This is a genomic window from Nocardia sp. NBC_00565 (assembly GCF_036345915.1).
Lineage (GTDB): Bacteria > Actinomycetota > Actinomycetes > Mycobacteriales > Mycobacteriaceae > Nocardia.
This window is the reverse complement of record NZ_CP107785.1, coordinates 4,045,443-4,063,285: the sequence shown is the minus strand read 5'-3', so window position 1 is coordinate 4,063,285 and position 17,843 is coordinate 4,045,443. Positions and strand designations below refer to the sequence as shown.

The window sequence follows — 17,843 nt, the reverse complement described above, 5'->3', positions numbered from 1 at the left end:
GTCGACCGTGCCGGTCGCGTGGTTCGGGGGACGCAGTCGTGAGGGAGCGGAGCGAGCGAACCATGAACACAGCGGCCGCATGCCGAACGACGGAGCCGAGCGTCAGCGAGGCGCAGTCGTGAGACATCTGCTGACGGTGACCGACTTGGACCGCGCAGCTGCCACGGAACTGCTCGACGAGGCCCAACGTTTCGAGCAGGCGCTGCTCGGCCGCGAGGTCAAGAAGCTGCCGACGCTGCGCGGGCGCACCGTGATGACGGTGTTCTATGAGAACTCGACCCGCACGCGCGTGTCCTTCGAGGTCGCGGGCAAGTGGATGAGCGCTGATGTGATCAACGTCAGCGCCAGCAGCTCCTCGGTGTCCAAGGGCGAATCGCTGCGTGATACCGCGCTGACCCTGCACGCGGCGGGCGCCGACGCGCTCATCGTTCGGCATCCGGCTTCCGGTGCGGCCCATCAGATCGCGCGCTGGATGGATACTTGGGCACTGGCCGAGGGCCGCTCGGGCCCGGCGATCATCAACGCGGGCGACGGCACCCATCAGCACCCGACTCAGGCCCTGCTCGACGCCTTGACGCTGCGTCAGCGGCTCGGCGAGATCGAGGGCAAGCGGATCGTCATCGTCGGCGATATCCTGCACAGCCGGGTCGCGCGCTCGAATGTCTTCCTGCTCAATACTCTTGGCGCCGAGGTGGTGCTGGTCGCGCCGCGCACGCTGCTGCCGGTCGGCGCGCAGACCTGGCCCGCCCGGATCTCGCACAGCTTGGACGCCGAATTGCCGGGCGCGGACGCGGTTCTCATGCTGCGGGTGCAGCAGGAGCGGATGAACGGCGGCTTCTTCCCGTCGGTCCGCGAATATTCGGTCAGCTACGGGCTTTCCGAGCGCAGGCTCGCACTGCTGGAGGAGCACGCGGTCGTCCTGCATCCGGGTCCGATGCTGCGCGGCATGGAAATCGCCTCGCCCGTGGCGGATTCCCCGCAGGCGGCGATCCTGCAACAGGTGACGAACGGAGTGCATATGCGGATGGCCGTGCTGTTCCGGCTGCTGGTCGGCACCCAGGAGGCGGTGGCATGAGCGAGCTGCTGCTGAAGGGTGTTCGCCCGTACGGCGAGGGGGAGCCGGTCGACGTACTGGTGCGTGACGGCGTAATCGCCGCCATCGGAACGGGTCTGGACGTCGGCGCCGACGCCGAGGTGATCGAGGCGCGGGGCGAGATCCTGCTGCCTGGCTTCGTCGATCTGCACACGCATCTGCGCGAACCCGGCCGCGAGGACACCGAGACCATCGAAACCGGTTCCGCCGCAGCGGCACTCGGCGGCTACACCGCGGTTTTCGCCATGGCCAACACCAACCCGGTCGCCGACTCGGTGGTCGTCACCGACCATGTTTGGCGGCGCGGTCAGGAAATCGGTTTGGTCGATGTCTACCCGGTGGGTGCGGTCACCGTCGGCCTCGAAGGTAAGCAACTCGCCGAAATGGGCACCATGGCTGCCGGAGTCGGCGCGGTGCGCATGTTCTCCGATGACGGCCACTGCGTCTACGACCCGCTGCTCATGCGCCGCGCGCTGGAGTACTCGAACTCGCTCGGCGTGCTGATCGCCCAGCATGCGGAGGAGCCGCGCCTCACCAAGGGCGCGGTCGCGCACGAGGGTCCGACCGCCGCCCGCCTCGGCCTGGCCGGTTGGCCGCGCGCCGCGGAAGAGTCGATCGTCGCTCGCGACGCACTGCTGGCCCGCGACGCCGGTGCCCGCGTGCACATCTGCCACGCCTCCACCGCCGGCACCGTCGACCTGGTGAAATGGGCCAAGGCGCAGGGCATTTCGATCACCGCCGAGGTCACCCCGCACCACCTGCTGCTCGACGATTCGCGCCTGGAGACCTACGACGCGGTCAACAAGGTGAACCCGCCGCTGCGCGAGGTCTCCGATACCGTCGCCCTGCGGCAGGCACTGGCCGAGGGCATCCTCGACTGCGTCGCCACCGACCACGCCCCGCACGCCGAACAGGACAAGTGCTGCGAATTCGCCGCCGCCCGCCCCGGCATGCTCGGCCTGGAGACCGCGCTGTCGATCATCGTGCAGACCATGGTCGAACCCGGCCTGCTGGATTGGCGCGGTGTCGCCAGGGTGATGAGCGAGCGTCCGGCCGAGATCGTCGGACTCGACGGCCACGGCCGTCCGATCGAGGTCGGCGAACCGGCCAACCTCACGCTGGTCGATCCGGATGCGACCTGGACGGTGCGCGCCGCCGAGCTCGCCAGCATTTCGAAAAATACGCCGTTCGAGGACATGACGTTCCCGGCTCGAGTGACGACGACGTTGCTGCGAGGCCGGGTAACCGCCCGTGAGGGCAAGGCGGTGGGAGGTCGGTAAGTGGAAAGAACGCTGTGGGTGGTCGGTCTGCTCGCGCTGTTCGCGCTGTGCGTCTGGCTGATGTACCGAGGCTGGCAGAATCGTTCCGCGCGCCAGGCAGCCCGCATCGGCGAACTACCGGATGTGCCGGGTGATCTCGGCGCTCAGGTGCTCGAACCGACCACGGGACTCTATCTCGGCAGCACCATCGCGCCCAGCTGGCAGGACCGGATCGCGGTGGGTGACTTGGGTTTCCGGGCCACAGCGGAACTCACGCGGTTCGAACGGGGGATTCTGCTCGAACGCGACGGTGCGACGGTGATCTGGATTCCGCAGGAATCCATCACGGCCGTGCGGACCGAACGCGGACATGCGGGCAAGGTGATGACGGAAGATGGTGTGCTGGTAATTCGCTGGAAGCTGCCGACCGGAACCGAGGTAGATACCGGTTTCCGAGGTGACGACAAGACGGTGTACCCGGCGTGGGCCAGGGCGATGACGGGAGACGACGAATGAACGCAGGATCGCGCAGCGATGCGATGAGGGGCGGTGGTCGGGCGACGGGAGGGCCGAAAGAAGCGGCTCTAGTACTGGAGGACGGCCGGGTATTCCGCGGCACGGCCTTCGGCGCGGTCGGCGAAACGCTCGGTGAGGCGGTGTTCTGCACCGCGATGACCGGGTACCAGGAGACCCTCACCGACCCCAGCTATCACCGCCAGATCGTAGTGGCCACGGCCCCGCAGATCGGCAATACGGGCTGGAACGACGAGGATGACGAATCCGGCAAGATCTGGGTCGCCGGATACGCGGTCCGCGACGCCTCGCGCGTCGCGTCGAACTGGCGCTCGACCGGCACTCTGCAGGATCAACTGGACCGCCAGCACGTGGTCGGCATCGCGGGCATCGACACCCGTGCGCTAGTGCGTCATCTGCGCACTCGCGGTTCGATGAAGGCGGGCATCTTCTCCGGTTCCGCACTGGCCGACGCCGACGAACTGCTCGCCCGGGTCAACGGGCAGCCCTCGATGCTCGGCGCGGACCTGGCCGAAGAGGTCAGCACCGAATCGCTGTACACCATCGAGCCCACCGGTGAACCGCGCTTCACCGTCGTCGCGGTCGACCTCGGCATCAAGACCAACACCCCGCGCATGTTCGCCCAGCGCGGCATGCGGGTGCACGTGGTGCCCTCGTCCGTTTCGCTGGACCAGATCCTGGAACTGAAGCCCGACGGGGTCTTTCTGTCCAACGGTCCCGGCGACCCGGCCACCCAGGACGGCGCGGTCGCGATCACCCAGAGTGTGCTGGAAAAGGGTCTGCCGTTGTTCGGCATCTGCTTCGGCAATCAGATCCTCGGCCGGGCCTTCGGCCGCAAGACCTACAAGATGAAGTTCGGTCACCGCGGCATCAATATCCCGGTCGTCGAGCACGAGACCGGCCGCATCTCGATCACCGCGCAGAACCACGGCTTCGCGCTGGAAGGCGAGATGGGGGAGCAGTTCGACACCCCGTTCGGTAAGGCCGAGGTCAGCCATGTCTGTGCGAACGACGGCACCGTCGAGGGTGTGCGTCTCGTCGACGGCCGCGCGTTCTCGGTGCAGTACCACCCGGAGGCCGCCGCCGGACCCCATGACGCCGCTTATCTCTTCGACCGTTTCGCCGGTCTCATGGAAGGAGCCTGATGCCTCGCCGCGAGGATCTCAAACATATCCTGGTGATCGGCTCGGGCCCGATCGTCATCGGCCAGGCCTGCGAATTCGACTACTCCGGCACCCAGGCGTGCCGGGTGCTGCGGGCCGAGGGCCTGCGGGTATCGCTGGTGAACTCCAACCCGGCGACCATCATGACCGACCCGGAGTTCGCCGATTCCACCTATGTGGAGCCGATTACCCCGGAGTTCGTCGAGAAGGTCATCGAAAAGGAGCGCCCCGATGCCATTCTCGCGACTCTTGGCGGGCAGACCGCGCTCAATACCGCTGTCGCCCTGCACGAGCGCGGTGTGCTGCAGAAGTACAACGTCGAGCTGATCGGCGCCGACTTCGAGGCCATCCAGCGTGGTGAGGACCGGCAGAAGTTCAAGGACATCGTCGCGAAGGTCGGCGGCGAGAGCGCCCGCTCCCGGGTCTGCCACACCATGGCCGAGGTCCGCGACACCGTTGCGGAACTGGGCTTTCCGGTGGTCGTGCGGCCGTCGTTCACCATGGGCGGCCTCGGCTCCGGCATGGCCTACAACGACCAGGATCTCGATCGCATCGCGGGCGGCGGCCTGGCCGCCTCGCCCACCGCGAACGTGCTCATCGAGGAATCGATCCTGGGCTGGAAGGAATACGAACTCGAGCTGATGCGTGACAGCCGCGACAACGTCGTGGTGGTCTGCTCGATCGAGAACGTGGACCCGATGGGCGTGCACACCGGTGATTCGGTCACCGTCGCGCCCGCCATGACGCTGACCGACCGCGAGTACCAGAAGCTGCGCGACCTCGGCATCGACATCCTGCGCGAGGTCGGTGTCGATACCGGCGGCTGCAATATCCAGTTCGCGGTGGACCCGGCCGACGGCCGTCTGATCGTCATCGAGATGAACCCGCGAGTCTCGCGTTCGTCCGCATTGGCCTCCAAGGCGACGGGTTTCCCGATCGCCAAGATCGCCGCCAAGCTGGCCATCGGCTACACCTTGGACGAGATCGTCAACGACATCACCAAGGAAACCCCGGCCTGTTTCGAGCCGACGCTGGACTATGTAGTGGTCAAGGCACCGCGGTTCGCGTTCGAGAAGTTCCCCGGCGCGGACCCCACCCTGACCACCACCATGAAGTCGGTCGGCGAGGCGATGTCGTTGGGCCGCAACTTCGCCGAGGCCCTCGGTAAGGTGCTGCGCTCGCTGGAGACCAAGGCCGCAGGTTTCTGGACCCAGGACGACGGCAAGTGGTCCGATGCCGAAGCCATCCTGGCGGATCTGCGCACCCCAACCGAGGGGCGCATCTATCAGGTCGAGCGCGCACTGCGGCTCGGCGCGAGCATCGAGGATGTGGCGCAGGCCTCCGGCATCGACCCCTGGTTCGTCGCCGAGGTGGCCGGCCTGGTCGAGCTGCGCCAGTCGGTCATCGACGCACCCGTGCTCGACGAGCCGCTGCTGCGTCGAGCCAAGCACTACGGCCTGTCCGACCGTCAGATCGCGGCGCTGCGACCGGAATTGGCGGGTGAGACCGGCGTGCGCGTACTGCGGCACCGGCTGGACATTCGTCCGGTCTTCAAGACGGTCGACACCTGCGCGGCTGAGTTCGAGGCCAAGACCCCGTACCACTATTCGACCTACGAGCTCGACCCCGCCGCCGAATCCGAGGTCGCGCCGCAGCGCGAGCGCGACAAGGTGATCATCCTGGGTTCGGGCCCGAACCGGATCGGCCAGGGCATCGAGTTCGACTACTCCTGTGTGCACGCGGCACAGACGCTGTCGCAGGCCGGGTATGAGACCGTCATGGTCAACTGCAACCCGGAGACCGTCTCCACCGACTACGACACCGCCGACCGGCTCTACTTCGAGCCGCTGACCTTCGAGGATGTGCTCGAGGTCTACCACGCCGAGACCGAATCCGGCACCGTCGCCGGCGTGATCGTGCAGCTCGGCGGACAGACCCCGCTGGGGCTGGCACAGCGCCTCACCGACGCCGGTGTCCCGGTGGTCGGCACCAGCGCCGCCGCCATCGACCTGGCCGAGGACCGCGGCGAATTCGGTGACGTGCTGGTCGCCGCCGGCCTGCCCGCGCCGAAGTACGGCACTGCGACCACCTTCGCCCAGGCCAAGAAGATCGCCGCGGGCATCGGCTACCCGGTGCTGGTGCGCCCGTCCTACGTGCTCGGCGGGCGCGGCATGGAAATCGTCTACGACGAGGGCTCGCTGGAGGGCTACATCTCCCGGGCCACCGAGCTCAGCCCCGAACATCCGGTGCTGGTCGACCGGTTCCTGGAAGACGCCATCGAGATCGACGTGGACGCGCTCTGCGACGGTGACGAGGTCTACCTCGGCGGTGTGATGGAGCACATCGAAGAGGCGGGCATCCACTCCGGCGACTCGGCCTGCGCGCTGCCGCCGATCACCCTGGGCCGCAGCGATATCGAGGCGGTGCGCCGGTCCACCATCGCGCTGGCCAAGGGTATCGGCGTCAAGGGCCTGCTCAATGTGCAGTATGCGCTCAAGGACGATGTGCTCTACGTGCTCGAGGCGAATCCCAGGGCGAGCCGGACGGTTCCGTTCGTCTCCAAGGCCACGGCGGTGCCGCTGGCGAAGGCGGCAGCGCGGATCACCATGGGCGCGACCATCGCCGAACTGCGCAAGGAGGGCATGCTGCCCAGCGAGGGCGACGGCGGTCATGTGCCGCTCGACGCCCCGGTCGCGGTGAAGGAAGCGGTCCTGCCGTTCCATCGGTTCCGCAAGGCCGACGGCAGCGGCGTGGATTCACTGCTCTCGCCGGAGATGAAGTCCACCGGTGAGGTGATGGGCATCGACGCCGATTTCGGCACCGCGTTCGCCAAGAGCCAGGCCGCCGCCTACGGCTCGCTGCCGACCGAGGGCACCGTATTCGTCTCGATCGCCAACCGGGACAAGCGGGCCATGGTCTTCCCGGTCAAGCGCCTCCACGACCTCGGCTTCCGCATCCTGGCCACCGAGGGCACCGCGGAAATGCTGCGCCGCAACGGAATTCCCTGCGAACAGGTGCGCAAGCACTCGGAGGAGGGTCCGGCCGACCAGCCGACCATCGTCGAGCAGATCCGTGACGGCGAGGTCGACATGGTGTTCAACACCCCGTACGGCAATTCGGGGCCGCGCATCGACGGCTACGAAATCCGCACTGCGGCGGTCGGGGTGAACATCCCGTGTATCACCACGGTGCAGGGTGCGGCTGCCGCCGTGCAGGGCATCGAGGCGACCATCACCGGCGGGATCGGGGTGCGTTCCCTGCAGGAACTGCATTCGGTGCTGCGTGGCTGAGGCGGCGATGACCGACGAAGGAGCCGATATGCTGCATCGAATCGGGCACAAGAAGGCGTTCGGGAGCCGATTGCAGCACGCCATGCGGCATTTCGGCCCCCTGTGCGTCGGTATCGATCCGCATCCCGGCCTGCTCGAATCGTGGGGTCTCACCGACGATGTCGACGGCGTCGAGAAGTTCGCCGAGATCTGCGTCGAGGCCTTCGACGGCCGAGTCGCGCTGATCAAGCCGCAGGTCGCCTTCTTCGAGCCGTACGGTTCCGGTGGGATCGCGGTGCTGGAGCGCACGATCGAGGTGCTGCGGGCCTCGGGCACCCTGGTGCTGGCCGATGCCAAGCGGGGCGATATCGGCTCCACCATGGATGCTTACGCGCGTGCCTGGCTCGGTGACGGTCCGCTCGGATCGGATGCCGTGACCGCATCGCCGTACCTTGGATTCGGTTCCCTCGCACCGGCTTTGACGCTGGCCGAGGCCAACGGCCGCGGTGTGTTCGTACTCGCCGCCACCTCGAATCCCGAAGGGGCGCAGGTACAACTCGCACACGGCGGCGACGGTCGCACGATCGCCCAGACCATGGTCGACGCGGCGGCGCAGTGTAATGCGGGGCAGGAGTTCGGTTCGGTGGGTGTCGTCGTCGGCGCCACCCTCACGCAGGTCCCCGACCTTTCCGCCCTGAACGGGCCGATCCTGATGCCCGGCGTCGGGGCCCAGGGCGGCGGGGGGGAAACCATCCGTGGCCTGGTCTGCGAGCAGATGCTGCACGCCGTGGTACCGGCCGCGTCCCGCGAGGTGCTGGGTGCCGGACCGTCGGTCTCGGCACTGCGTGCCAAGTTGAGTGCGCTGCAGGAGGAGTTCGCCTTCCTGCGGCGATGACGCGGGTTGCGATGGACCGGCGCTTCGGCGTCGGTCCATTTCGCGTTTCGGGGCGGGGAGTTCCATTGAGCGTGGCGCAGACGCCCATGTCTGGTGGCTGTGTGCCCTGCTGCGTCGATTTCGCGGCGCTGGGGCGTTCCCGGTTGCGTCGTGCGGTTCGGAACGGCCCAGGAGGACGCTGAACGGCACACGGTGCCGCGGTCGTGTGAGCCCGCCGGTCGATGCCCCGAATCGGGCCGGAATCCGTCGAAACCTGCCCCGACACGCGCAAGGACGACGCGACACGCGGAAAATTCCTAGAAACTTCCAGGTCGGACAAGTGACCGGTTGCTGGCGCGATGCGGCTGGTTGCGGCAACCATTCCGCTAACGTGCGGAATCCATGAAAACGCCCTGCTAGCGGGGCATTTCGCGATATCGGCGGTAGGATCACCGCAGCGATCGACGCGCTGTGCGCATCCCGCCGGGAACGCCCCTACGACATCGGCGAATCATGCGCTGACCTGGGGGGTGGGTTCGCAATCGAGCAACGTCGTGGGTACGGTCGCTGAGACTGCTGGGTTACCGGCAGGAGTTGATGCAATGAACGATGAGACGGAGGAACCGTGGCCCTTCCCCAGCTGACTGACGAGCAGCGCGCCGCTGCTTTGGAGAAGGCGGCTGCCGCTCGCCGTGCTCGGGCGGAGCTCAAGGAGCGCCTGAAGCGTGGCGGCACCGACCTGAAGCAGGTCCTCACCGATGCCGAATCCGACGAGATTCTCGGCAAGATGAAGGTGTCGGCGCTGCTGGAGGCCCTGCCCAAGGTGGGCAAGGTCAAGGCGGCGGAGATCATGAGCGAGCTGGAGATCGCCCCCACCCGGCGTCTGCGCGGACTGGGTGATCGGCAGCGCAAGGCGCTGCTCGCCCGATTCGACTTCGCCTGACCACCAAGGTGGTCGAACACACGCGGAAGGGTCGACTGGTTGTACTGGTCGGCCCCTCGGCCGTGGGTAAGTCGACCGTGGTCCGTTGCGTCCGCGAGCGACTTCCCCAACTGGTCTTCAGCGTGTCGGCGACTACTCGGGCCCCCCGGCCCGGAGAGATCGACGGCCGCGACTACCGGTTCGTGTCCCGGGAGGAGTTCGACGCCATGATCACGGCGGGCGAGCTCCTCGAGTGGGCTGACATTCATGGGGGACTACAGCGCTCCGGCACCCCGGCCCAACCGGTGCGTGACGGGCTCGCCGCCGGCCTACCGGTGCTCGTCGAGGTCGACCTCGAGGGCGCGCGGTCGGTACGCAAGGCGATCCCGGAGGCACTGCTGGTATTCCTCGCCCCGCCCAGCTGGGAGGAATTGGTATCCCGGCTGACCTCGCGCGGCACCGAATCACCCGAAGTGATCGCCCGCAGGTTGGAAACCGCCAGGACCGAATTGGCGGCCTGTGACGAGTTCGACATCGTCATAGTGAACGACGAGGTGACCAGCGCCTGTGAGCAGTTGGTATCGTTGTTCGTTAGCACAAATTCGAGTTCGTGACCCCGCGATCCCGAATTCGGCCCCAGTCCTGAAGAACCCGAGCCACGCAGGAGCCTTCTCAGTGAGCAGTTCGGACATCAAGCCCGTTCCCGCATACGACACTCCGATCGGCCTGACCAACCCGCCGATCGACGAGCTGCTGGAGCGCACCTCGTCCAAGTACGCGCTGGTCATCTACGCGGCCAAGCGGGCGCGTCAGATCAACGACTACTACAACCAGCTCGGCGACGGCATCCTCGAGTACGTCGGCCCGCTGGTCGAACCGGGTCTGCAGGAGAAGCCGCTATCGGTCGCGATGCGTGAGATCCACTCCGACCTGCTCGAGCATTCCGAAGGCGAGTAGGAAACCCGCTCGTGTTCGTCGCAGTCCGAGGTCCCCGCGCCAGCGGGGACGATCCAGCCGGAGGCGTAGTAACCACCCGGATGGTCGTCATTCTCCCCGTATATGCGGGGATCAGCGAGCCGGAGGCGTAGTGAGCACACGGATCGTCGTCGGCGTCGGCGGAGGGATCGCCGCGTATAAGGCCTGCTCGATCGTGCGCCGGTTCACCGAGACCGGGCACCAGGTTCGGGTGATCCCCACCGAGTCGGCGCTGCAGTTCGTCGGCAAGGCAACTTTCGAGGCACTGTCCGGTAATCCGGTGCACACCGATGTGTTCACCGACGTGCCCGAGGTGCCGCATGTGCGGTTGGGCCAGGAGGCGGACCTCGTGGTCATCGCCCCGGCGACCGCCGATCTGATGGCGCGTGCGGCACAGGGCCGCGCCGACGATCTACTCACCGCCACGCTGCTGACGGCCCGATGTCCGGTGTTGTTCGCGCCCGCGATGCATACCGAGATGTGGGAGCATCCGGCGACCATCGCCAATGTCGCGACGCTGCGCGCGCACGGTGCAATCGTCATGGAACCCGCGTCGGGCCGGTTGACCGGCGCCGATACCGGTCCCGGCCGGTTGCCCGAGCCCGAGGAGATCTTCGGGCTCGCGACGCTGCTGCTGGAGCGCGCCGACGCCATTCCGCGTGATCTGGCAGGCCGTCGCGTGGTGATCACCGCGGGCGGCACCAGGGAACCGCTGGATCCGGTGCGTTTCCTCGGCAATCGCAGCTCCGGCAAGCAGGGCTACGCGCTCGCACGGGTCGCCGCGCAGCGCGGCGCGCATGTGACGTTGATCGCGGGCAACACCATCGAGATGGCCGCACCGGCCGCCGTCGACCTGGTGCACATCACCACCGCCGAACAGCTCAAGACCGCCGTCGAGAAGCACGCGCTCGGCGCGGACGCGGTGATCATGGCCGCGGCCGTCGCCGACTTCCGGCCGACCACGGTGGCCGCCGCCAAGATCAAGAAGGGCGCAAACGAGCCCGACGTGATCCCGCTCACCAAGACCGACGACATCCTCGCCGGACTGGTCCAGTTGCGGCGCGACGGTCAGCTACCCGGCACCGCGATCGTCGGCTTCGCCGCCGAGACCGGTGACGAGCAAGGTGATGTGCTCGCGCACGCGCGCGCCAAATTGGCGCGCAAGGGCTGTGACCTGCTGGTCGTGAACGCGGTCGGCGAAGGCAAGGCGTTCGAGGTCGATACCAACGACGGCTGGCTACTCGGTGCCGACGGCACCGAGCAGGCGCTCGACCACGGGTCGAAGGCGTTGCTGGCGAGTCGAGTGCTGGACGCGCTCGGTCCGCTGTTGCGCTGAGACCCCTTGTGGCGATTGGATTGGTAGGGCATCGCGTCCATTATTGGGCGTCGATGCGAAAACACTGCTGAGGCGATGACTACGCTGGTCGATTGATCGCGCCAGACTGGTTGGATGTGTTGGAGGCTGGAGCCCCGGCCCGACACGCCGATGATTCGAATAGTCTGAGACAGTTGCGTGCTGCAACACCCATCGCGTCAGTGGTTTGGAATAGTCTGAGATGAAGGGTTGTGCGGTGGCGACATCGCGTTACTGTCGCAACCCGACACGAGTAACCCGTTGAGGGAGAGGGAAGAACTGTGCCCACGTCCGGCAGCCGCCTATTCACCAGTGAGTCCGTGACCGAAGGTCATCCGGACAAGATCTGTGACGCCATCAGCGATTCCATCCTCGACGCACTGCTGGCGGAAGACCCGCGCAGCCGAGTGGCGGTGGAAACCCTCGTCACCACCGGTCAGGTCCATGTCGCCGGCGAGGTGACCACCTCGGCGTATGCGGATATCCCGAAGATCGTTCGCGAGAAGGTCCTGGAGATCGGATACGACTCGTCCGCAAAGGGTTTCGACGGAAACTCCTGCGGTGTGAACATCGCGATCGGCGCGCAGTCGCCGGATATCGCACAGGGCGTGGACACCTCGCACGAGGCGCGCACCGCCGGATCCGATGACGAGATCGAGCGGCAGGGCGCGGGTGACCAGGGCCTGATGTTCGGCTACGCGACCACCGAAACCCCCGAGTTGATGCCGTTGCCGATCTCGTTGGCGCACCGGCTCTCCCGCCGCCTGACCGAGGTGCGCAAGTCGGGCGTGCTGCCGTACCTGCGCCCGGACGGCAAGACCCAGGTCACCATCGAGTACGACGGTGACCGTCCGGTTCGCCTCGATACGATCGTCATCTCCACCCAGCACGCGGCCGATATCGACCTGGACAACCTGCTCGCCCCCGATATCCGCGAGAAGGTCGTCGACGCGGTGCTCGCCGATCTCGATCTGCCCACGCTGGACGTTTCCGATATCCGGCTGCTGGTCAACCCGACCGGCAAGTTCGTGCTCGGCGGTCCGATGGGCGATGCGGGCCTGACCGGCCGCAAGATCATCGTCGACACCTACGGCGGCATGGCCCGCCACGGCGGCGGCGCGTTCTCCGGTAAGGATCCGTCGAAGGTCGACCGCTCGGCCGCCTACGCCATGCGCTGGGTCGCCAAGAATGTCGTCGCGGCCGGACTCTCCGACCGTGTCGAGGTGCAGGTCGCCTACGCCATCGGCAAGGCCGCGCCGGTCGGTCTGTTCGTCGAGACCTTCGGCACGGAGAAGGTCGACCCGGCGCGCATCGCCACGGCCATCACCGAGGTCTTCGACCTGCGCCCCGGCGCGATCATCCGCGATCTCGACCTGCTGCGCCCGATCTACGCGCCGACCGCCGCATACGGCCACTTCGGCCGCACCGACGTCGACCTGCCGTGGGAGCACACCGACCGCGCGGATAAGCTGCGCGCGGCCGTCGGACTGTAGGAGATAGCTGGCTATGGATACGTCGACCTGCCGTGGGAGGCTCTGCCTGATGCGTGCGGATAAGCTGCGCGCGGCCGTCGGCCGGTAGGTAATTCGGGCCCGCGTGCACGAATCCACAGCGGACCTCACCGCCGCTCCCGCGGACCTGTCCGCGGGAGCGGCGACAGCAGCGGGACACCCCATCGCACGGGTGCTCCCGCTGCTCTCACCCGCGCACCTCGACCGCGACTTCGACTACCTGGTCCCCCCGGAGTTGGACGCTATCGCCCAGCCCGGTGTTCGAGTGCGTGTCCGTTTCGCGGGCCGCCTGGTCGACGGCTATCTCCTCGCCCGCCTCGCGCACAGCGACCACACCGGCAAACTGGTGAAACTCGAACGCGTGGTGTCCCCCGAACGAGTCCTCACTCCAGAAATCCTCCGCCTCGCCACCACCGTCGCCACCCGCTACGCGGGCACCCGCTCCGACGTCCTGCGCCTGGCCATCCCACCCCGCCACGCCCGCACGGAGAGTGCGGACGCGAAGAAGGCGATGAAATCTGCAGGGGCAGAAGATGATACGGCCGAAGTGTCGACACGGCGTGCCGATTCTGCCCAAGCTGCGGCAGAGCGTGCCGATACGGCGTCGACATCCTCGGCTGAATCGGATACTGCCCGCGCCTCGACCTCGAACATCCGCGCCGCCAGTTCCGCAAAGTCGCGCGCTGCACCGCCGAATCGTACTCACGCGGCCGCCGAGTCCGGGGCCCCCGCAGTGGCAACATATTCCGCGGAATTTGTTGCCGACGAGACAGCGGCGCAAGCCGACACGGCTGATACCCAAGCGCATTTGCCCAATCCGGCCACCATTGCCGAGGCGGCTGAGCGTGGTGGATCGGGCGATCTGGCACCGGCCGGTTCGGGCGGGGCTGTGGGTGTTGGGGTGGCTGAGGCTGCGTCGCGGTCGTCGGGATCATCCGCTGGCAACGCGACTGTGCAGGCAGACGCAGAGGCGCATTCGTCTGAACCGACCGTCAACACCGCCGCGGCACTTCAACATGGCGTATCGAGCGGCCGTTCCTCGATCGATTCGGCACTAGCCGGCTCCGGAGAAACGGCGGCCGTCGTGGCCGCACCGTGCTCCTCGGAATCGTCATCCGTCGCTCCGGTTGTGCGTGCCGACGCGGATGGCGCGCAAGTGCATCCGCCCGGGGCCGCTGCGGGCATCGACTCGCGGCAGCTCGGGTCCAGCAGCGGTGCTTCGGCGACCAGAGGCGCGACTTCCGTCGCGGCCGCGCCCATTTCGGCGGTACCACTGATAGCGGCCGGTCCCTCAGTCGCGCTGGCTGGTGCGGATGGCGCGACCGTTTCGGGTAGTGATACGGACAGCGCACAATGGCATTTGCCCGAGGACGCGGACGTCGTGCGGCGGCAGCTCGGGTCGTGCGGCGGCGCTTCAATGACCGAGAGCGCGACATCCGCTGCGAACCAGCCTGTTTCAGTGCCGTCTCCGGCGGCGCCGTTGGCCGTCGATCCCGCAGTTGTGCTGGGTGGTTCGGGTGGTGCTGCGGATGGCGCGCCCGGTTCGGGTGGCGATACGGACAGCGCACAAGTGCATTCGCCCGAGGATGTGAGTGTCGTGCGGCGGCCCGGGACGGGTGGCGGTGCCTCGGTGACCGGAACCGCGACATCCGCTGCGGCCTTGCCTGTTTCATCGACGTCTTCGGTGGTGTCGTCGACTTCCTATTACGCGGCACTGGCTGGTTCGGTTGGTGCTGAGGGCGGTGTGGCTGGATCGGACGATGCCGTGGACGACGCGGCTGATTCCGTCGGGGTTGTAGGTGAGGCTGCGGGTTCGAGTGGTGCTGCGGGCGGCGCGGCTGGATCGGGCCGCGTCGCGGGTGGCATGGCTGGTTTTGTTGGCGGTGTGGGCGGGTCGGCTGGTTCGGGTGGTGCTTCCGGTGATGCGGCCGGGTCGGGCGATGCTGTGGGCGGTCCGGCTGGTTTTGTTGGCGGTGTGGGTGAGGCTGCGGGCTCGAGTGATGCTGCGGGCGGCGCCGATGGTTCGGGCGGCGTTGTGGCGGTGCATTCGGTCGGTCTCGGTGAGGGGGCTGGTGGCGCATCGGTGGGTGGATCCGGTGCGGCAGTGGGGGATTCGCGTGCTGCCATGACGGCGGGTGTTGGCGCCAGCGGTACAGCCCAGGGGGCAAAAGTCGCTGGCGAATCTGGTGGTCGGGCCGGGGTGGAGTTGGGGGCGTGGGAGCGGTATGTGCATGGGGGGGCGTTTGTGGGGGCGTTGGGGGAGGGGAAGGGTGTGCGGGCGGGTTGGCAGGCGGTGCCGGGGGAGGAGTGGGCGCGGCGGTTGGCGGAGTTGGCGGCGGTGGTTGCCGGGCGGGGGCAGAGTGCGATTCTGATGGTGCCGGATCAGCGTGATCTGGATCGGGTGTTGGCGGAATGTGTTCAGCTGGTGGGGGATTCGGCGGTGGGGTTGGCGGCGGGGTTGGGGCCCGCGGCACGGTATCGGCGGTGGCTCGCGGCGTTGCGGGGGACCGCGCGGGTGATCGTCGGAACGCGGAGTGCGGTGTTCGCGCCCGCGCGTGATCTCGGGTTGATCGCGATCTGGGACGACGGGGACGACACCTATGCCGAGCCGCGTGCACCTTATCCGCACGCGCGGGAAGTCGCGATGCTGCGGGCGCACGAGACCGGGGCGGCATTCGTGGCGGGGGGATTTGCGCGGACGGCGGAGATTCAGGCGGTGGTCGATTCGGGATGGGCGCACGATCTGGTCGCCGACCGTGCTGTGGTGCGCAAGTTTTCGCCGCGGATCAGTGCGCCGGGCGACTCCGATATCGCGATGGAGCGTGATCCCGTCGCGCGGGCCGTTCGCATTCCCGCCGTCGGATACGCGGCGGCGCGTTCGGCGTTGACGGAAGGCGCGGCGGTGCTGGTGCAGGTGCCGCGGCGCGGCTACATCCCGGCGCTCGCCTGTGCGAAATGTCGTACGCCCGCACGATGTCGGCACTGCAACGGCCCACTTGCCCTGCCGGACGGGCGGGCCGGACATCGCGGCGAAACCGCGCACAGTCCCGCGTGCCGCTGGTGCGGCATCACCGAGGCCGCATTCCGTTGTCCGGCCTGTGCTTCCCGTGCGCTGCGCGCGGTGGTGATCGGGGCGACCCGCACCGCTGAGGAACTCGGTCGCGCGTTTCCCGGCGTGCCGATCCGAGGGTCCAGCGGCGGCGCGGTGCTCGATTCGGTGGAACCGGGCCCGCAGGTGATCGTCGCGACCGTCGGCGCCGAACCGGTGCTGCCCGGTGGCTACGGTGTCGCGCTGCTGCTCGACGGCTGGGCGTTGCTCAGCCGCGCGGACCTGCGCGCCGCCGAGGACACACTGCGCCGCTGGATGTCGGCCGCCACTCTGGTCCGCAACCACGGCCAGGTCATCGTCATGGCTGAACCTTCGCTGCCCACGGTTCAGGCGCTGTTGCGGTGGGATCCGCTCGGACACGCCCGCGCCGAGGTGGCGAGTCGAGCCGAGGTCGGCTTCCCGCCCGCCGTTCGCATGGCCGCCATCGACGGCACCTCGGCGTCCATCGCCGAATTGCTCTCCGCCGCAAAGCTTCCGGATAGTGTCGACCTCCTCGGCCCGGTCCCACTGCCGCCCGGCGCCCGCAAACCCTTCGACGGCGGCGATTCCCCCGCCGAAGTCGAACGCATGCTCCTGCGCGTCAACCGCACCTCCGGCGCCGCCCTCGCCCGCGCCCTCACCGCCGCCCAAGCCATCCGCAGCACCCACCGCTCCGACGCCCCCCTCCGCGTCCAAATCGACCCCGTCGACATCGGCTGACCCCACCTCAGGCCACGCCGCAAACCACTAGATCCGCTCGCGGCCCTGACTGCGCGACACTCCCGGCGGACGTGCCGACTGATCTTGGCAGCGTCATGTTGCATCGTTCCGTTGGTCGTCGATGGATGTCCAGCAGTTGCCGTGCACAAGGCAGACGCTGTGCGACTCGGTGAGGTTTGTCTGCGCGATTTGCGGCGGATGCGCCAACTTGTGGCGGCCGAGCGTGGTGCGGTGCGCGCTGTGGTTGAGTGGGACAATGATGAGCAACTCGCTTCGCACCGTCGCGACCATCTGCCTTGCGGTTGCCGCCGCTGGAGTATGTGCGGCACCGGCAGGTGCTGATCCTGGGCAGTCCGAGCTATCGCTGAGCGTCAGCAAAGGGGAGGCGCAGAGTCCGACGGCGGAGCAGGTCACGCTGACGTGTGATCCAGCGGGCGGTAGCCACCCCGCGTCGGTCGAGGCGTGCGCCGCGCTGGCGACCTCGGGCGGCGCATTCGACAAACTCGCCGGTGATCCCGGCGTCTTCTGCACGAAGATCTACGACCCGGTCACCGCGACCGCCGCCGGTACATGGCGCGGCCAAAACTTCCAGTGGCAGAGAACCTTCGGCAATACCTGCGAGTTGCGCGCCGCCACCACCCCGGTCTTCGACTTCGTCACCAGCTGACACACGCAACAAAGGCCGGGATAGCCGCGCGCCCCTGATCGCGCCGTACCCACGCTGGCGCATATCCACTGGTCGCCGCGCATAGGTTGTGCACACCTGTGCGCGGTGATCGAACGGTGTCCGAGCCAGCGGGCCGCCTTCCGTGAGCACGGCTCCATGGGGCGGCGAGAATGATCCTTACGGCGCCGAATTCAGGCGTCGGACCGACGGGCGGCCCGAAACCGGCGAGGCCATCGATGCGTTGAAGCGGCCCCGGCGCGCGGTGTCCGAAAAGAAACCGCTCGTAGTGGATGAACTGGACGAAAAGCTGGTCGCCCGCGGCGCTGATGTGCGAGATCGTAAGGGCGAGTGGCAGATTCGGATCGGTAGCCGCCCGAGCTGACCAGATCGGCGATCGGGGCCAGCGCCGCCACG

The 17,843-nt window shown here is 67.7% G+C and carries 15 protein-coding genes and 1 pseudogene; all 16 read left to right on the top strand.

All coding sequences use genetic code 11. The features are described from left to right. Positions 1-118: 118 nt before the first annotated feature. The 16 genes and pseudogenes from OG874_RS19470 to OG874_RS44790 all read left to right on the top strand — a co-directional run bounded on the left by OG874_RS19470 (position 119) and on the right by OG874_RS44790 (position 17,811). Entirely contained in the window at positions 119-1,075 is a 957-nt protein-coding gene (locus OG874_RS19470; RefSeq protein WP_330256543.1) for an aspartate carbamoyltransferase catalytic subunit, read from the top strand. Next, positions 1,072-2,373 (top strand): dihydroorotase, encoded by a 1,302-nt coding sequence (locus OG874_RS19465; RefSeq protein WP_330256542.1) that lies wholly within the window; start codon positions 1,072-1,074, stop codon positions 2,371-2,373. Before OG874_RS19470 ends, OG874_RS19465 begins: the two co-directional genes overlap by 4 nt. Then, on the top strand, positions 2,374-2,868 hold the full coding sequence (locus OG874_RS19460; protein ID WP_330256541.1) for a PH-like domain-containing protein: 495 nt from the start codon (positions 2,374-2,376) through the stop codon (positions 2,866-2,868). It abuts the gene before it with no gap. A 23-nt stretch (positions 2,869-2,891) separates the two neighbouring features. After that, complete coding sequence (gene carA, locus OG874_RS19455) at positions 2,892-4,031, top strand: glutamine-hydrolyzing carbamoyl-phosphate synthase small subunit (RefSeq protein ID WP_330257341.1); 1,140 nt, start codon at positions 2,892-2,894, stop codon at positions 4,029-4,031. After that, positions 4,031-7,339: a carbamoyl-phosphate synthase large subunit gene (gene carB, locus OG874_RS19450; RefSeq protein ID WP_330256540.1), complete on the top strand. Its 3,309-nt coding sequence runs from the start codon at positions 4,031-4,033 to the stop codon at positions 7,337-7,339. Before carA ends, carB begins: the two co-directional genes overlap by 1 nt. A 28-nt stretch (positions 7,340-7,367) precedes the next feature. Further along, complete coding sequence (gene pyrF, locus OG874_RS19445; RefSeq protein ID WP_330256539.1) at positions 7,368-8,213, top strand: orotidine-5'-phosphate decarboxylase; 846 nt, start codon at positions 7,368-7,370, stop codon at positions 8,211-8,213. 604 nt (positions 8,214-8,817) lie between these two features. Next, complete coding sequence (mihF, locus tag OG874_RS19440) at positions 8,818-9,135, top strand: integration host factor, actinobacterial type (RefSeq protein ID WP_040692163.1); 318 nt, start codon at positions 8,818-8,820, stop codon at positions 9,133-9,135. A gap of 8 nt (positions 9,136-9,143) precedes the next feature. Continuing rightward, complete coding sequence (gmk, locus tag OG874_RS19435) at positions 9,144-9,728, top strand: guanylate kinase (RefSeq protein WP_330256538.1); 585 nt, start codon at positions 9,144-9,146, stop codon at positions 9,726-9,728. Between the two features lie 61 nt (positions 9,729-9,789). Beyond that, on the top strand, positions 9,790-10,071 hold the full coding sequence (rpoZ, locus tag OG874_RS19430) for a DNA-directed RNA polymerase subunit omega (RefSeq protein WP_442943363.1): 282 nt from the start codon (positions 9,790-9,792) through the stop codon (positions 10,069-10,071). 100 nt (positions 10,072-10,171) lie between these two features. Beyond that, positions 10,172-11,425, top strand: coding sequence for a bifunctional phosphopantothenoylcysteine decarboxylase/phosphopantothenate--cysteine ligase CoaBC (gene coaBC, locus OG874_RS19425; RefSeq protein WP_442943413.1), 1,254 nt, complete (start codon positions 10,172-10,174; stop codon positions 11,423-11,425). A 299-nt stretch (positions 11,426-11,724) separates the two neighbouring features. Next, complete coding sequence (gene metK, locus OG874_RS19420) at positions 11,725-12,936, top strand: methionine adenosyltransferase (RefSeq protein WP_330256536.1); 1,212 nt, start codon at positions 11,725-11,727, stop codon at positions 12,934-12,936. A gap of 145 nt (positions 12,937-13,081) precedes the next feature. Next, a pseudogene (locus OG874_RS19415) lies at positions 13,082-13,444 on the top strand (primosome assembly protein PriA); the annotation flags it as partial. A 1,309-nt stretch (positions 13,445-14,753) separates the two neighbouring features. Continuing rightward, entirely contained in the window at positions 14,754-15,083 is a 330-nt protein-coding gene (locus tag OG874_RS19410; RefSeq protein ID WP_330257716.1) for a hypothetical protein, read from the top strand. Continuing rightward, the gene (locus OG874_RS19405; RefSeq protein ID WP_330257339.1) at positions 15,080-16,762 is read left to right on the top strand and encodes a primosomal protein N'; all 1,683 of its coding nucleotides are present in this window, start codon (positions 15,080-15,082) and stop codon (positions 16,760-16,762) included. Before OG874_RS19410 ends, OG874_RS19405 begins: the two co-directional genes overlap by 4 nt. 256 nt (positions 16,763-17,018) lie before the next feature. Further along, positions 17,019-17,429 (top strand): subtilase-type protease inhibitor, encoded by a 411-nt coding sequence (locus OG874_RS19400; RefSeq protein WP_330256535.1) that lies wholly within the window; start codon positions 17,019-17,021, stop codon positions 17,427-17,429. Between the two features lie 142 nt (positions 17,430-17,571). Beyond that, positions 17,572-17,811, top strand: a complete 240-nt coding sequence (locus OG874_RS44790; protein WP_442943362.1) for a CysS/YqeB C-terminal domain-containing protein — start codon at positions 17,572-17,574, stop codon at positions 17,809-17,811. Positions 17,812-17,843: the final 32 nt, after the last annotated feature.

What these genes read in the sequence shown, in the direction of transcription:
- OG874_RS19465 (WP_330256542.1), top strand. Translation starts at nt 1,072, where the DNA reads ATGAGCGAGCTGCTGCTGAAGGGTGTTCGCCCGTACGGCGAGGGGGAG.
- carA (WP_330257341.1), top strand. Translation starts at nt 2,892, where the DNA reads ATGAGGGGCGGTGGTCGGGCGACGGGAGGGCCGAAAGAAGCGGCTCTA.
- carB (WP_330256540.1), top strand. Translation starts at nt 4,031, where the DNA reads ATGCCTCGCCGCGAGGATCTCAAACATATCCTGGTGATCGGCTCGGGC.
- pyrF (WP_330256539.1), top strand. Translation starts at nt 7,368, where the DNA reads ATGCTGCATCGAATCGGGCACAAGAAGGCGTTCGGGAGCCGATTGCAG.
- OG874_RS19405 (WP_330257339.1), top strand. Translation starts at nt 15,080, where the DNA reads ATGACGGCGGGTGTTGGCGCCAGCGGTACAGCCCAGGGGGCAAAAGTC.
- OG874_RS19400 (WP_330256535.1), top strand. Translation starts at nt 17,019, where the DNA reads ATGATGAGCAACTCGCTTCGCACCGTCGCGACCATCTGCCTTGCGGTT.